12 protein-coding genes and 1 pseudogene are annotated in these 14315 nt (G+C 71.3%); 8 read left to right on the forward strand and 5 right to left on the reverse strand.

Annotation, left to right across the window (positions count from 1 at the left end):
- Nucleotides 1–11: 11 nt before the first annotated feature.
- Entirely contained in the window at nucleotides 12–1685 is a 1674-nt protein-coding gene (locus OHB13_RS20535) for a SpoIIE family protein phosphatase (RefSeq protein WP_328380348.1), read from the forward strand.
- 97 nt (nucleotides 1686–1782) lie between these two features.
- On the opposite strand, the gene OHB13_RS20540 is transcribed toward OHB13_RS20535, so the two are convergent.
- Nucleotides 1783–2256: a Dps family protein gene (locus OHB13_RS20540; protein ID WP_266854745.1), complete on the reverse strand. Its 474-nt coding sequence runs from the start codon at nucleotides 2254–2256 to the stop codon at nucleotides 1783–1785.
- A gap of 100 nt (nucleotides 2257–2356) precedes the next feature.
- Entirely contained in the window at nucleotides 2357–4039 is a 1683-nt protein-coding gene (locus OHB13_RS20545; RefSeq protein ID WP_328378080.1) for a bifunctional 3'-5' exonuclease/DNA polymerase, read from the reverse strand.
- 264 nt (nucleotides 4040–4303) lie between these two features.
- On the opposite strand from OHB13_RS20545, the gene OHB13_RS20550 reads away from it, so the two are divergent.
- From OHB13_RS20550 to OHB13_RS20560, 3 genes are all read left to right on the forward strand, one after another.
- Nucleotides 4304–5215, forward strand: a complete 912-nt coding sequence (locus OHB13_RS20550) for an NADP-dependent oxidoreductase (protein WP_328378081.1) — start codon at nucleotides 4304–4306, stop codon at nucleotides 5213–5215.
- A 163-nt stretch (nucleotides 5216–5378) separates the two neighbouring features.
- The gene (locus OHB13_RS20555) at nucleotides 5379–6509 is read left to right on the forward strand and encodes a DUF2786 domain-containing protein (protein ID WP_328378082.1); all 1131 of its coding nucleotides are present in this window, start codon (nucleotides 5379–5381) and stop codon (nucleotides 6507–6509) included.
- Nucleotides 6510–6777: 268 nt separating this feature from the next.
- Nucleotides 6778–8862: an FUSC family protein gene (locus tag OHB13_RS20560; RefSeq protein ID WP_328378083.1), complete on the forward strand. Its 2085-nt coding sequence runs from the start codon at nucleotides 6778–6780 to the stop codon at nucleotides 8860–8862.
- On the opposite strand, the gene OHB13_RS20565 is transcribed toward OHB13_RS20560, so the two are convergent.
- On the reverse strand, nucleotides 8863–9351 hold the full coding sequence (locus tag OHB13_RS20565) for a hypothetical protein (RefSeq protein WP_328378084.1): 489 nt from the start codon (nucleotides 9349–9351) through the stop codon (nucleotides 8863–8865). It lies immediately after the preceding gene.
- 258 nt (nucleotides 9352–9609) lie between these two features.
- On the opposite strand from OHB13_RS20565, the gene OHB13_RS20570 reads away from it, so the two are divergent.
- On the forward strand, nucleotides 9610–9855 hold the full coding sequence (locus OHB13_RS20570) for a DUF397 domain-containing protein (RefSeq protein WP_266854733.1): 246 nt from the start codon (nucleotides 9610–9612) through the stop codon (nucleotides 9853–9855).
- Nucleotides 9856–9966: 111 nt separating this feature from the next.
- Here OHB13_RS20570 and OHB13_RS20575 read toward each other — a convergent pair whose 3' ends face one another.
- Nucleotides 9967–11418, reverse strand: a complete 1452-nt coding sequence (locus tag OHB13_RS20575; protein ID WP_328378085.1) for an amidase — start codon at nucleotides 11416–11418, stop codon at nucleotides 9967–9969.
- Between the two features lie 125 nt (nucleotides 11419–11543).
- Between OHB13_RS20575 and OHB13_RS20580 the strand changes: the two genes are divergently transcribed.
- Entirely contained in the window at nucleotides 11544–12167 is a 624-nt protein-coding gene (locus OHB13_RS20580) for a TetR/AcrR family transcriptional regulator (RefSeq protein ID WP_328378086.1), read from the forward strand.
- A 49-nt stretch (nucleotides 12168–12216) separates the two neighbouring features.
- A pseudogene (locus OHB13_RS20585) lies at nucleotides 12217–12391 on the forward strand (IS1380 family transposase); the annotation flags it as partial.
- 194 nt (nucleotides 12392–12585) lie between these two features.
- Here OHB13_RS20585 and OHB13_RS20590 read toward each other — a convergent pair.
- The gene (locus OHB13_RS20590) at nucleotides 12586–13077 is read right to left on the reverse strand and encodes an ATP-binding protein (RefSeq protein ID WP_328378087.1); all 492 of its coding nucleotides are present in this window, start codon (nucleotides 13075–13077) and stop codon (nucleotides 12586–12588) included.
- A gap of 279 nt (nucleotides 13078–13356) precedes the next feature.
- Here OHB13_RS20590 and OHB13_RS20595 point away from each other — a divergent pair, with 279 nt between their 5' ends.
- The gene (locus tag OHB13_RS20595; protein WP_405753406.1) at nucleotides 13357–14250 is read left to right on the forward strand and encodes a helix-turn-helix domain-containing protein; all 894 of its coding nucleotides are present in this window, start codon (nucleotides 13357–13359) and stop codon (nucleotides 14248–14250) included.
- The last annotated feature ends 65 nt before the right edge of the window (nucleotides 14251–14315 follow it).

The raw sequence follows: 14315 nt of genomic DNA on the forward strand, positions 1-14315 counted from the left end.
CCCCAGAGGGCGTGGAATGCCTGGAATCGCTGTTCAGGGGCACCCCGGCGGGTATCTGCGTGCTGGATACCGAGCTGCGCTATCTGTACGTCAACCCGGCACTCGAAGAGATGCACGGCATTCCGGCGGCCGAACATCTCGGCCGCACCGTGGAGGACATCCTTCCGGAGCTGAACGTGTCCACGGACCTGCTGCGCGGGGCGCTGGCCGACGGCCGGGCCCGTGAGGTGGCGTCCAGCGGCCGTACGCCCTCGTCGGACCATCCCGGGCTGCGGTTCTGGCAGGGCGCATGTCACCGCGTCGAACAGGACGGGGAGGTCCGCGGGCTCGTCCTGATCATGCTGGAGGTCCTGGCGCCGCGCCGCCGGCATGCGGAGTACGAACGGGTCAGCCGGCATCTGACGATGCTCGACACGGCGACGAACCGGATCGGCACCACACTCGACATGAACACCACCTGCCGGGAGCTGGCCGAGTTCGTGGTCCCCGAGCTCGCCGACGTGGCGAGTGTCGAGGTGTCCGTACCGGAGATCGGCCATCCGGTCCGGCCGCCGCCCGCCGGGGTGGCCCGGCTGCGCAGAGCGGGCATGGCGGCCGTACCGGGTCTCGCGGAAGCGGTACGGCAGTTCGGGGAACCGGGGCAGTACGCCGACTACCAGGACGGCGGAGCCATCCCGGTCTGTCTGGAGACGAACCAGCCCGTCGTGCAGAACCTCTCCACCGACGCCCAGCTGACCGCGTCCGCCCCCAGCCCCGAGCGGGTCGCCGTCTACCGCGCGCTCGGCTTCCACTCCGTGTGCATCGTGCCGCTCACCTCCCGGGGCCGTCCGCTGGGCTGCCTGGCACTCGTACGGGCCGGGGACTCGCCGGCCTTCACCGACCAGGACGTGGCGGTCGCCAGGGAGCTCGCGGTCCGGGCCGCCGTCGACCTCGACCACGCCCGCCGCTACACGCGTGAGCACGGCATCGCCCTGGAACTCCAGCGCGCCCTGCTCTCCGAGCCGCGCGAACCGCACCCGCACATCGAGGTCGCCACCCGCTATCTGCCGGTCGGCCAGGGCGCGGAGGTCGGCGGCGACTGGTTCGACGTCGTACCCCTGTCGGACGCCCGCCATCTGAAGGTCATGGGCGATGTGATGGGGCACGGGGTGGAGGCGGCCGTGGCGATGAGCCACTACCGGTCCATGGTGAGGCTCCTCGCCCAGGACGAACTGCCGCCGCACGTCATCCTGGAACGGCTCGACCTGATGGTGGAGAAGGCGGGCATCGACCGGGCCGCCACCTGTCTGCTTGCGGTCGTGGACCGCTTCCGGGGGGAGTGCCAGGTGGCCAGCGCCGGTCATCTGCCGCCGGTGTTCATCGACCGCGGAGCGGGCGCCGTGATCGCCGGGATACCGGTCGGGCCGCCGCTCGGCACGGGGCTCGGCGGCTACCGGACCGCCTCGCTGCCCTGCGGCCCGGGAACCGTGCTGTTCATGTACACCGACGGCCTGGTGGAACGCAGGGACGAGGACATCGATGTGTCCGTCAACCGGCTGGCCGACCTGCGGCTGCCGGTCGGCGGGACCCTGGAGGGCCTGCTCGACGAGGTGCTCGACCGGTTCGGCCGGGACGCCACGGACGACATCGCGGTCCTCGCGTCCCGGATCCGCTCGGGGCGGACCCAGGGAGTGTCTGAGAAGTAGCGTCGTCTGCCCGGAGGGCGCGACAGACGGGACTTCTCAAACACAACCCAGGGGTAGGGCGGCGGCTCGGTAGTCGGCGAGGGAGGGCGGGGCCGGGTCAGACGTTCTCCGCCTGGAACATCCAGCGCTGCTTCTCCAGCTCGGCGGTCAGCCCGATCAGCAGGTCCTGCGACACCGGGTCCGCCTGCTCGGTCGCCGCGATCCCGGCGCGCAGCCGGGTGATCGTGCCACCCAGTGCGTCCACCAGGAGCGCCACGACGTCGTCGTCGGGTGTCCAGCCGGTGGCGGGCTCGGGCAGCTCACTCGTCTTGGCCAGCGCGGTGATGCGCCCGTCCGGCGGCACGCCGATGGCCGAGGACCGCTCGGCGACCGTGTCCGCGTAGTCGCGGGCCGTGGTGACCACCTCGTCCAGCTGGAGGTGGATGGAGCGGAAACGCGGCCCCACCACGGTCCAGTGCGCCTGCTTCGCGAGGAGGGAGAGGCCGAGCAGATCGACCAGGGCGTCCTGGAGCGCCTTCCCGGTGGTCTCACGTGCCGGGTCGGGCAGGGTGCTCTTCACGGTGGCAGTCATGGTGCGTGCACTCCTTGCGTCGATTCGCTGTTCGCTTGCTGTCTGCTCGTCCCTCCGCGTACCCGACGGCCCGGCGAACAGTCGTCGCGGTGCGAACCGGTCATTTCGCGTCGGCGTAGCACTTCACCACCGCCGTCGTGAACGGGAACCGCACCGGCGTCTCCCCGAAGGCGATCCGCCCGGCCAGCTCACCGGCCGCGCGGATCGCCTCGACCACCTGTGGCGCCTCGTCCCGCGGGCAGTGCACGATCACCTCGTCGTGCTGGAAGAAGACCAGCTCGGCGCGGAGCCCCGCGGTGTGCAGAGCGCGGCGCAGCGCGGCCAGCATCAGCAGCGCCCAGTCGGCCGCGCTGCCCTGGACCACGAAGTTCCGGGTGAACCGGCCCCAGGCGCGGGCGTCCGACGAGCGGGGTCCGGCCTCCGGGAACCGGCCGTGGGGCGGGTCCTCCTGCGGGATGCCCGCTTCGTCGCCGTCCTCGGCCCCGGCCGCCGGTGGACTCGTCCGCCCCAGCCAGGTCCGTACGAGCCGCCCCTCCTCGCCCGCCTTCGCCGCGTCGTCGACGTAGGCCACGGCTGCCGGGAACCGGCGCCGCAGCGCCGCGAGGTTCTTCAGGCCGTCCCCCGAGGTCTGGCCGTAGACCGCGCCGAGCAGTGCGAGCTTGGCGTGGTCGCGGTCCCCGCTGAACGCCCGGTCGGAGAGGGCCGAGTACAGATCCCTGTCCTGTCCTGCCACCTCCATCAGGCCCCGGTCGCGGGAGACCGCCGCCAGCACCCGGGGCTCCATCTGGTCGGCGTCGGCCACCACCAGACGCCAGCCCTCGTCCGCGACGACCGCCCGCCGGATCACCTTCGGGATCTGAAGTGCCCCGCCGCCATTGGTGGTCCACCGCCCGGAGACCGTCCCGCCCGGCTGGTACTCCGGGCGGAAACGCCCGTCCCGCACCCAGTCCTGGAGCCAGCTCCAGCCGTTGGCCGTCCAGATCCGGTACAGCTTCTTGTACTGGAGGAGGGGTCGCACCGCCGGATGCGCGATGCCCTCGATCTCCCAGCGGCGGGTCGACTTCACCTTGATCCCGGCCTGGGCGAACGCCTTGATGACATCGGCGGGCAGCTCCGGTCTGACCCGGCGTCCGAAGGCCGCCGACACCTCGTCCGCCAGCTCCGCCATCCGGCGCGGCTCGCCGCCGCCCGCATACCGCTCGCCGAGCAGCTCGTCCAGGACGGCCCGGTGCACATCCGCCCGCCAGGGCAGCCCGTCCCGGTGCATCTCGGCCGCCACCAGCATCCCCGCCGACTCCGACGCGGTCAGCAGCCGCATCCGGTCCGGGTGGGTGGTGGTCCCGTACCGGACGAGCTGGTCCGCGTACACCTCCAGGAGCGCGCCGAACTCCATGGGGACGGGGGCCGGTTCGAAGAGGGAGGACTGTGCGCCGGGCTCGGCCGACCGGGGGCGCGGATCGGGCGGCACGGGCGCCCGGTGCAGCCGGGCCCAGGCCGCCGCAGCGGACCGTGGCTCGCCGTACCGCCCGTCGTGGCCGAGCAGCAGCAGCTCCGCGTCCTCGATGTCGTAACACCGCTCGACCCGCACCCCGGCGGCGAGCAGCCGCGGATAGATCTCGGCGGTCGAGCGCCACACCCACCGCCCGACATCCGGCCGGGCCCGCACCGCCTCGGCCAGGTCCGGCTCGAACACCACGTCCCCGGTGGGCAGCCCGTCTCCGCCGAGTGGCGCGAGGTGTGCCCCGCCGCCCTCCGCCGTCGCCAGAGCCCACCGATCGGTCATGCGATCGAGTGTGGCAGCCGCCACTGACAATCGGCCGGATGCCGCGGTGGGGCACGGTGAGGGGGCTTCGGCCGCCGGGCAACGACTGCGTACGGGCGGCACTTGTACCGGCCCCGGTCCGTTCGGACGGGTGGAACCGTGTGGAAGACGGGCGGGGCCGGGAACGATAGGGCGACTGACTCTGCGACTGGCTTCGCGGCTTCGCGGCTTCGCGGCTTTGCGACTTCGAGACTTCGAGACTTTGCGACTGACGGAGGAGATTCCATGAAAGCGATCGTGTTCGAGGAGTTCGGCGGCCCCGAGGTGCTCCGGCTCAAAGAGACCGCCGAGCCGCACGCGGGGCCCGGCCAGGTCCGTCTGAAGGTGGCCGCCGCCGGGGTCAACGCCCTCGACTACAAGATCCGCAGCGGCTGGGCGGAGGAATTCTTCCCGACCGCGCTGCCCGCGATCCCGGGGTCGGAGGTCGCCGGGACCGTGGACGAGATCGGTGAGGGCGTCACCGGGACCGCGGTCGGCGACGAGGTGGTGGGCTGGAGCGTCATGGGTGGGTACGCGCCCTACGCACTCGTCGAGACCTTCGCGCCCAAGCCCGACGCGCTCCCCTGGGAGTCGGCGGTCGCGCTGCCGGTGGCCGGTGAGACATCGCAGCGCGTCCTGAACCTGCTGGAGCTGAAGAACGGCGAGACGCTGCTCGTCAACGGCGGTGCGGGGGCGGTCGGTTCGATCGCCGTCCAGCTCGCGGCGGCCCGGGGCGCGACGGTCATCGCCACCGGGTCCGAGGCCAGCCACGACTTCCTGCGGGAGCTCGGCGCGACGCCCGTGACATACGGCGAAGGGCTCGTGGAGCGGGTCCGCGCGGTCGCCCCGCAGGGGGTGGACGCGGTCTTCGACATCGCGGGCAAGGGGGCGCTCCCGGACGCGATCGAACTGCGCGGCGGTACGACGGACCGCGTCGTCACGATCGCCGACCCGGCGGCGCGGGAGCTGGGTGTGGTCTTCAGCGGGGGCTCCATGTCCGCCGACGCGGCGGAGGACCTGGCGGAGCAGGCCCTGCTGGCGGCGGACGGCACGCTGCGTGTGGAGGTGGCGAAGGTGCTTCCGCTGGAGCAGGCCGCGCAGGCGCAGACGCTGAGCGAGGAGGGGCATGTACGGGGGAAGCTGGTGCTGAGGGTGTGAGGCGGCGACGGATTCTCTGTCCACAGGCTGTGGACAGAGAATCCGTCGGGCTTCACGGCCCGGGGTGCCCCCTACGGCGGTGCCGGCCGAGACCTACCCTTGGCCGCATGGAGACTGGCGGTATGGAGACTGGCCGCAGGGATGCCGGGCGCGGGGACAACGTATGGAATCGGTGACCGACCGGGCCTTCGCCGCCGCCCTCTACAGCGAGAGTGACGCGGGCCTGGACACCGGAGCCTCCCTGCTCGCCGCCGACCCGGCCGCCGACGCGGAGGTGGGGAGGCGCGGCGAGGAGTTCCTGCGCCGGGCCTGGCAGCGGGGGTGGCAGCCCGCCGATGTCGTACGGCTCGTCCGGCGTGATCTGGCCGACCGGCACGTCCGGCTGCTCTCGGCGCTGATCACGGCGGAGGTACGGGCGTACAAGCGGCTGCCGCCGCGCTGGCAGACCCAGCTGGACGAACTGGCCGCACCGCCCTGGGAGGCCGACCGCTTCTCGTACGCGACCGCGCTCCTGGAGCTGTACCGGCTGCTCCTGCGCCTCCCGGCCATCGAACCGGTGGGCCCCGCGCCGGGCGCCGACGTACTTCTCCCGCCCCACCACCACGCCGAGCCGCGGACGCTCGGCCGGATCCGGGCGCTGCTCGCCAAGGCCGAGGCGACGGACTACGCGGCGGAGGCCGAGGCGCTCAGCGGGAAGGCGCAGGAGCTGATGGCCCGGCACAGCATCGACGAGGCGCGGCTCGCGGCCGACGGGCACGGTACGGACACCCCGGCGGCCTGCCGCATCGGCGTCGACGCCCCGTACGAGACGGCCAAGGCGGTCCTGCTCGACGCGGTCGCCACCGCGAACCGCTGCCGCGCGGTGTGGAACAGCGCGTTCGGCTTCTCCACGGTCGTCGGCTTCGAGCCCGACCTGGAGGTCGTCGAACTGCTCCACACCTCACTCCTGGTCCAGGGGGCGGCGGCGATGACCCGCGCGGAGGCGGCGCAGCGCGCGGGCGGGCGCAAGCGGACCAAGACGTTCCGGCAGTCGTTCCTGGCGGCGTACGCCAGCAGGCTCGGCCACCGGCTCGCCCGGACGGCGGACGAGGTGACGGCGGAGGCCGCGGGCTCGCTGCTGCCCGTGCTCGCGGAGCGGGACGTGGCGGTGGTGTCGGAGGCGGACCGGATGTTCCCCGAGACGACCGTGAGCCGGGTGCGGGGCGTCACGGACGAGGCGGGCTGGCTGGACGGCACGGCGGCGGCGGACGCGGCGGGGCTGGGGCCGAAGGCCCGGCTGGAGCCGGGGGCCTGACGGCGGAGGCCGTCCCCGGCCCCAACGGCCAGGTGCGGGCGGCCCTCCCCCGCGGGCGAGCCCCGCCCGGCACCCCAGCACTCCAGCACTCCAGCACTCCAGCACTCCAGCACTCCAGCACTCCAGCACTCCAGCACTCCAGCGCCCCAGCGCCCCAGCACTCCAGCACCCCAGCGCCCCAGCGCCCCAGCGCCCCAGCGCCCCAGCCTTCCCCCCCCCGCACTTCCATGCGCCCGATATGCCCCCATATCCCGTTACTCTCAGACCCATGACCTGGCTCCGGGCCCTGTACGCCACCGCCCGCTCCGGGCTGACGATCGAACGGCGGCGCCTGGAACCGCTCATCGCCTTCCGCGGCGCCGCGGGCCTCGCCCTGGTCGTCCTGCTCAGCCTCGACCTCTTCGGCCCCGCCGTCGCGGCGAGTTCCGCCTTCGGCGCCTACCAGGCCGCCATCGCCAGCTTCCAGCGCAGCTGGCGCGCCCGGCCCGTCCTGGCGTTGTTCTCGGGCGGGACGCTGGCCGTGTCGACCTTCCTCGGCTATCTCTCCGGCGTGCACACCGCGCTGTTCATGACGCTGATCGCGCTCTGGGCGTTCGTGGCGGGGCTGGCCTGGGCCGTGGGTCCCACCGCGGGCATCATCGCTGCCTCCAACGTCGCGATGATGCTGGTGACCGTCACCCTCCCCACCTCCGTGCTGGCCGCCGCAGGCCACGCCGCGATCATCGCCTGTGGCGCGGTCGTCCAGGCCGGCCTGATCGTCCTCTTCCCCGTCCGCCGGTGGGGAGCCCAGCGCGACGCCCTCGCCGACGCGCTGGCCGCCGAGGCCGACTACGCACGCAGGCTGCGCCAGGACCCGATCGCCCCCTTCGACCCGGAGCCGTTCGTGACGGCCCGCAGCGCCGCCGCCGTCACCCGCCGGGAGGCCCGCAGGCGCCCCGCCGAACTGCACGGCACCCGCGGCCTCGCCGAGCGGGTCAGGCCCGTGCTCGCCTCCCTCGCCGACCCGGCCGTCGGCGCCGCTGCCGAGGGCCCCGAACGCGACCGGGTGCGCGAACTCCTGGCCGCCGCAGGCTCCGTACTGGACTCCGCCGCCCACGCCGTCCGGCACGGCGAACCGGTGGTCATCTCCGCCCCGGCCCTCGCCGTACTGGAGGCCCCCGACAACCCCGACGTGCTCACCGGACCCGCCCGCCGGGCCGGCGCCCGGCTGGCGACCCTGCTCCGCGACGTCGTCGAGACGGCGCAGGGCGAGGGCACCACGAACGACACCGAGCCGCTGGTACGGCCCACGCTGGTGCGGATGGCCCCGGTCGTGCTGCGGACCATGCGCAAGGAACTGCACAGCCACGACTCAGCGGTCCTGCGCCACGCGATCCGCACCGCGGTGGTCGCGGCGGTGGGCTATCTCATCGGCGTCGCCCTGCCGTTCGGGCATGGCTACTGGGTGCCGCTGGCCTCCGTGATGGTGATGCGCCCGGCCTTCGCCCAGACGTACGGCCGCGCCGTCGCGCGCTTCGGCGGCACGCTCGTCGGGGTGTCGGTCGCCACCGCGGTCGTCCAGCTGGCGCATCCCGGGCCGTACCCGTCCGGGGCGCTCGCGGTGGTCTGCGCGGGGCTGATGTTCCTCCTGATGCGCACGGGGTACGCGGCCGGCTCGGCCTGCGTCTCCGCCTATGTGGTCTTCCTGCTCGGCATGAGCGGACTCGACGTCGGCCAGACCGTCCGGGACCGGGTGCTGCTCACCCTGATCGGCGGACTGCTCGCGATGGTCGCGTACGCCGTCTATCCGGCCTGGGAGACACCCAGGCTGCGCAACCGGCTCGCCGACTGGCTGCTCGCCGACGGCCGTTACGCGGCGGCGGTCGTCGCGCACTACGCCGACCCGGCCGGCGCCCGCAGGACCGATGTCCGGGACGCGGTGCTGGCCGCGCGCACCGCCAGGATCGCCTGGCAGGAGGCGGTGGAGCGGGCCACCCACGAACCGGTGCGCCACCGCGGCCTGTCCAGGTCGGCAGCCGCCGACGCGGAGGAGGCGATGGCACAACTGGGCCGGGCCGCCATGCTGATGGAGGCCCATCTGCCCAGCCGCTCCACCACCCCCGTACCGGACGCGCGCGACGTCGCGCAGGCGCTGCTGCACGCGGTCGAGCGGGGCGCCAAGGACATCCGGCAGCGGCGCGTACCGCACTGGGACGAGGTGCGCGAGAACCTCGAAGCGTGGGACGGCGAAGGCGTACCCGACCAGGTCGTACGCAGCGGGGCGGGGCTGCTGCTCGACACCCTCGACGAACTCACCGCGGCCCTGGACGAGGAGCCGCCCCGCCCGCGGCCCGATCCGGACGACAGCCCCTAGCTAGGGCTTGGGCATCTTCAGCCCGTCGGGGAGCTTCGCACCGTCGGTCCGCCTGAAGGTGTCCTTGATCCCGGCCTCCCACGACACCTTCATGATGTTGCCGTCGGAGGAGTCGATCGTCCCCATGGTGCGGTCGTTGTTGCCGTCGGGGCACTTGAGGGTCAGCATCTGCTTGCCCATGGCGGCGACCACGCCGGTGCAGACGTGCTGCCCGGCGATGGCCGCCTGCTTGCCCTGGATCACCAGCGCGGTGGACTTGCCGCCGGTCATGGCGATCCAGCTGCCCTCGATGTCCCCGGCCTTCGCACCTGCACCGTCGGCGCCGCCGCCACTGGACGAGGAGGGCGCGGGGGCCGCGGTGTTCGCGCCCTTGCCCTGGTCGTTCGACGCGTCGGAGCTCTTGCTGTCGCTGCTGGAACACCCGCTCATCACGAGCGCCGCCGCGAGCCCGGCGACCGCTATGCCGGTGGTACGTACGAACCTGTTCACTTCGTTTCCCCCTGATCTGGATGACGGAACGCGCCAAACTACCAGGGAGCCGGATCGGGACGCGGTGCGTCCCAGTGCATGAGGAACGTTTCACCGGCAAGGCTGTAGTGGAGCGACCACCCCGCGTGCACGTGCATATGCTCATGCATATGCAAGTGAACACAGCTATGATCCAGGACAGTTGAGACCTGTACTTCTGTACGCCCGTACTCCGGTACCGCGTACTTCTGCACTATCTGCACTACCCGGGAGCGACCTGTGCACCACGCGTACAACGGCATGGCGTCAACGGCACTTCACGGGGTCATCTGGCAGAAGAGCGAGCTGAGCAACTCGCAGGGCTCGTGCGTGGAGTTCGCCAGGCTGCCGGGCGGAGACGTGGCGGTACGCAACTCACGCCACCCGGACGGACCGGCTCTCGTCTACACCCCGGCCGAGATAGCGGCGATGCTGCACGGTGCGAAGGCGGGGGAGTTCGACCACCTGGTCGCGGAACAGGCTTGAGCGGACGGTTACTTGGGTGCGGTGAAGGTGAGGGCAGCTCCGTCTCCGGGCAGTGGGACATCCGTAGTACTTGATCTCGATGGAGTGCTGGAAGCGCTGGTCCGGCGTTCTTCAGCGGCCCGGGTGGTTCCCAGCCCATACCGTGGGGGTTCGGCCTGACCACGGGCTTGCCTGTTCGAGTTGTCCGGCGAGGCGGAAGAGCCGGCTTTCAAGGCCGTATCCGGCAGCGAACTGCATACCGACCGGGAGCCCCGTCCCGGCGTCGGCCGTCACGGGTACGGACATGGCGGGCGTGCCCGCCACGTTGAACGGCATGGTGAACGGCGACAGGTCATTGATGCGCTCGATCCAGCCGAGGCCGTCCAGTGTCTCCGCGCCCTCGGTATGGGTGCCCAGAGGTACTGGAGGCTCCGGCAGGGTCGGCGTGAGGAGGATGTCGTACGCGTCGAAGTACCGCGCCAGGCTTCGGGCCACCCGGTTCCGCATCGCGAGAGCGGTGAGGAATTGCGCGCCGCCGACCCGCTGCCCGTAGTGGTAGCCGGCGAGGGTCGCCGGCTCAAGGGTCGAGGAGTCGATGGGACGGCCGAGGGCGGCGGCCAACCCGTCGACCAGGGTGGTGAGGTTCACTGTCATGAGCCGGGCATTGGCCAGGACGAATTCCTCCCAGTCGGCGCCGAGGCCGACCTCGACCTCGTTCACCTGGTGGCCGAGGGATTCAAGCAACCGCACGGTGCGGGAGAGGGCGTCGGTCACCGGTGCGGTAGTGCGGCGTCCGCCCCACGCTTGGGCGAGGACACCGATGCGCAAAGAGCCCGGATGACGGGTGACTTCCTCCGCGTACGGCCGTGACGGCTGCTGGGCGAAGTAGGGGTCGCCCGGTTCCGGGCCGCGTATCTGGTCGAGCAGTACCGCACTGTCGCGTACGGTGCGGCTGACGCTGCCGTGTACGGCCAGGCCGCTGAAGACCTCGTCCATGTCGGGCCCCATGGAGACCCGGCCACGGGTGGGCTTGATCCCGAAGAGGCCGTTGTAGGCGGCGGGGATGCGGACCGATCCGGCGGCGTCGGTGCCATGGGCGATCGGGACCACCCCGGCGGCGACAGCGGCGGCCGCGCCTCCACTGGATCCGCCCGCGCTCCGCTCCAGGTCCCACGGGTTGCGGGTCGCGCCGTACAACGCTGATTCCGTCGAGATGCCGTAAGCCATCTCCGGTGTCGCGGTGCGCCCGAACGTCACGAGGCCGGCGCGACGGAAGCGCAGCATCAGTGAGGAGTCGGCGCCGGCGACGTTACCGGCCGCCAGACGGCTTCCCAGCTCCATTCGCCTCCCGGTCATGGCCACCGCTATGTCTTTGATCAGAAAAGGGATGCCGGCCAGTGGTGCGCTGCCGGGGACAGGTTCGTCGTCGGTCGGCCATGTCTCTACGACGGCGTTGATCTGCGGATCAACTGCCTGTGCAGCCTCGCGTGCGGCTGCCTCCAGTTCGGCGGGGAGCACCTCGCCCCTGGCCACCAGCTCCGCCAGCCCGACCGCGTCAAAGCTCACGTATTCAGAAACTCTCACTGTCACTCCCTGACAAGAACGATACCGTCGAGCACCGGACGATACCCTACGGTATCGAAAGGGCCGGGCTGGTACCGTAGGGGGTGCGAACCCCACGATCGACCGGCCGGAGTGACGGAGTAGTCATGGCATCGACCCCCAGAAGGCCGAGCAGAGTGGCGAAGCTGCCGCCTCGTGAGCGCATTCTCGACGCCGCCGAAGAGCTCTTCCAGAGAGAAGGGATCCGGCAGGTGGGGGTTCAGGCGATCGCCGACAGGGCCGAGACCACCAAGATGGCGATCTACCGGCACTTCGAGACCAAGGACGCGCTGGTCGCGGAATGGCTGCGGATCGTCGCCGCCGATTATCGGGCGGCCTTCGACCGCGTGGAAACCGAATACCCCGACCGACCCGAGGAGCAGATTCTGGGCCTGGCCCGCTTCATCGCCGAGGGGCTGCCGGCGATCTCATACAGGGGCTGCCCGTTCATCAACTCCCTTGCCGAGCTGCCCGACTGCCTTCATCCGGCACGGCAAGTGATCGAGGAGCACAAGGCCGACCAGACCCGCAGGCTGATCGGCATGTGCACCAAAGCCCGGATGCCCGACCCCGGACAGGCCGCGGCCGAGATCACCTTCGTGCTCGAAGGGGCGCAGGTCAGCACACAGAACGGAAGCATCGATCAGACGGGAGACCGACTGATGAAGATCGTCGAGGGAATCGTGGACCGGCACCGCTCCCACCTCGGCGCCTACGGGGCGGCTGACTGACCGCCCCGCCCCGCCCGCCCGCCGCCCTCAGCGTGGGCATACAAGTGACGACACGGGATCGAATACGGCGGCCGACCACATGACCGTCGCCCAACTGGCCTTGGCCCAGCTGCCGAAGAAGTACCGGCGCGGGCGGCGGGCCCTGATCCGCGCCGACTCCGCGGGCGGCACCCACGACTTCGTTGGCCCGGCTCACCCGGTGGCGGCGGTGGCTGTCCTGCCCGCGCAGCCACGGGTGGTCTGTCGCGCGCCCGGCACTCCGTGCAAAGGTGCCCCGTGTGAGTACGACTCCGGACGGGCGGCTCGTCCCACCACCTCGCGCCGGTGAACGCGCCCTGTTTGACGCCTGGTTGGACTTCCACCACAGGCGCATGACGCTGCGGCGCCGGCCGTGTCGGCTTCCTGGGCGCCGCGCCCCTTACTGCTCCGCCTGCAACCGGAACAGCGCCCAGACGACCTTCCCGTGCAGTGTTCCCGCCAGTGGGTGCCAGCCCCAGCTGTCGGCGAAGGAGTCGACCAGGAAGAGGCCCCGGCCCGACTCCGCCGCGAAGTCGTCCGTCGGGCGGGCCGCGGGGGCGCTGTCGCTCGGGTCGCGCACCGCGCACACCAGGCGGGTGGTCCACCGCATCAGGTGCAGCCGCACCGGGGCGTCCTCGTCGCGCGGGGCGTCGGTCGGCAGAGCGTGGCGCAGGGCGTTGGTGACGAGTTCCGAGACGACCAGCGCCACATCGTCGAACCGCTCGCCGATGCCCCAGGACGTGAGCGTCGACTTGGTGAAGTGCCGTGCACCCCGTACTGCCTCGAACTTCGGCGGCAGTGCGCAGGAGGCGGAACTCGACACGGTCGAGGGGTCAATGGGAGGAAGCCCCTGCCTTAACGGCTTGAGCATGGTCGATCCATTCGTCCCCATGCGAGGCACTCCCCGGATTCGCGGCCGTGGCCAGCGTGCGGTGGTACGAGAACGCAGGTGCGCGGGGCCCATGGTTCCGAATGCGCACAGCAGATGCAAGGGCAGATGCACGTGCACGCGCCGGACTTGAGCGGCCCCGTGCCGGTTCTTGCGGATTTCTTCTTGCCCTCTTCTAACAGCCGCCTGCCGGGCTTTGCTCTTTCTGTAATCGATCGAGTACAGGGCGGAGCGTTTTAGTGGCAGACTGCCCCCCACATCACGACCGGGGAGGGTTGGAAAGTGTCAGCAGGCGAGTCCTGGGGGTCTTCCCAGACGCTGAGCACCGGAGGTGGGTCCGTCGTGCGGCGCATCCTCCTGGGCTCACAGCTCAGACGGCTGCGCGATTCACTCGGGATCACCCGGGAGGCCGCCGGATACTCGATCCGGGCCTCGGAATCCAAGATCAGCCGCATGGAGTTGGGACGGGTGAGCTTCAAGTCCAGGGACGTCGAGGACCTCCTCACGCTCTACGGAGTGCTCGATGCGACCGAGCGCGAAGCGCTGCTGGGTCTGGCCAAGGAGGCCAACCTCGCCGGTTGGTGGCACAGTTACGGCGATGTACTGCCGGGCTGGTTCCAGACGTACATCGGCCTCGAAGGCGCCGCATCGCTGATCCGCGCGTACGAAGTGCAGTTCGTGCACGGCCTGTTGCAGACCGAGGCGTACGCCCACGCGGTCGTCACCCGGGGCAACTCCTCGGCGTCGGCTTCCGACATCGACCGCCGGGTCGCGCTGCGTCTTGAGCGCCAGAAGGTCCTCGTAGCCGAGCACGCGCCGCAGTTCCACGCCGTACTTGACGAGTCCGCCCTGCGCCGTCCGTACGGTAAACGGGACGTGATGCGGGCCCAGTTGGAGCACCTCATCGAGATCTCCGAGATGGGGAACGTCACCCTCCAGGTGATGCCCTTCAGCTTCGGCGGGCATGCCGGCGAGAGCGGATCGTTCGCGATGCTGCGCTTCCCCGAGTCGGACCTGTCGGACCTCGTCTATCTGGAGCAGCTGACCGGCTCCCTCTATCTCGACAAGGGAGACGAAGTCGCCCAGTACGACCGGGCGATGAGCCAGCTCCAGCGGGACAGCCCGCCGCCGGAAGACGCCCGAGCCATCATCAGGGACATCCTCCGCACCGCCTGAAACGCACGTACGATGAGATGCCATCAGGCCTTTGGCGTCATGAGCATCTGCGCGCGCGGCAGCGG

Origin of the sequence: Streptomyces sp. NBC_00440 (genome assembly GCF_036014215.1) — a bacterium.
GTDB lineage: Bacteria > Actinomycetota > Actinomycetes > Streptomycetales > Streptomycetaceae > Streptomyces.

What these genes read in the sequence shown, in the direction of transcription:
- OHB13_RS20540 (WP_266854745.1), bottom strand. Translation starts at nt 2,256, where the DNA reads ATGACTGCCACCGTGAAGAGCACCCTGCCCGACCCGGCACGTGAGACC.
- OHB13_RS20545 (WP_328378080.1), bottom strand. Translation starts at nt 4,039, where the DNA reads ATGACCGATCGGTGGGCTCTGGCGACGGCGGAGGGCGGCGGGGCACAC.
- OHB13_RS20550 (WP_328378081.1), top strand. Translation starts at nt 4,304, where the DNA reads ATGAAAGCGATCGTGTTCGAGGAGTTCGGCGGCCCCGAGGTGCTCCGG.
- OHB13_RS20555 (WP_328378082.1), top strand. Translation starts at nt 5,379, where the DNA reads ATGGAATCGGTGACCGACCGGGCCTTCGCCGCCGCCCTCTACAGCGAG.
- OHB13_RS20560 (WP_328378083.1), top strand. Translation starts at nt 6,778, where the DNA reads ATGACCTGGCTCCGGGCCCTGTACGCCACCGCCCGCTCCGGGCTGACG.
- OHB13_RS20580 (WP_328378086.1), top strand. Translation starts at nt 11,544, where the DNA reads ATGGCATCGACCCCCAGAAGGCCGAGCAGAGTGGCGAAGCTGCCGCCT.
- OHB13_RS20590 (WP_328378087.1), bottom strand. Translation starts at nt 13,077, where the DNA reads ATGGGGACGAATGGATCGACCATGCTCAAGCCGTTAAGGCAGGGGCTT.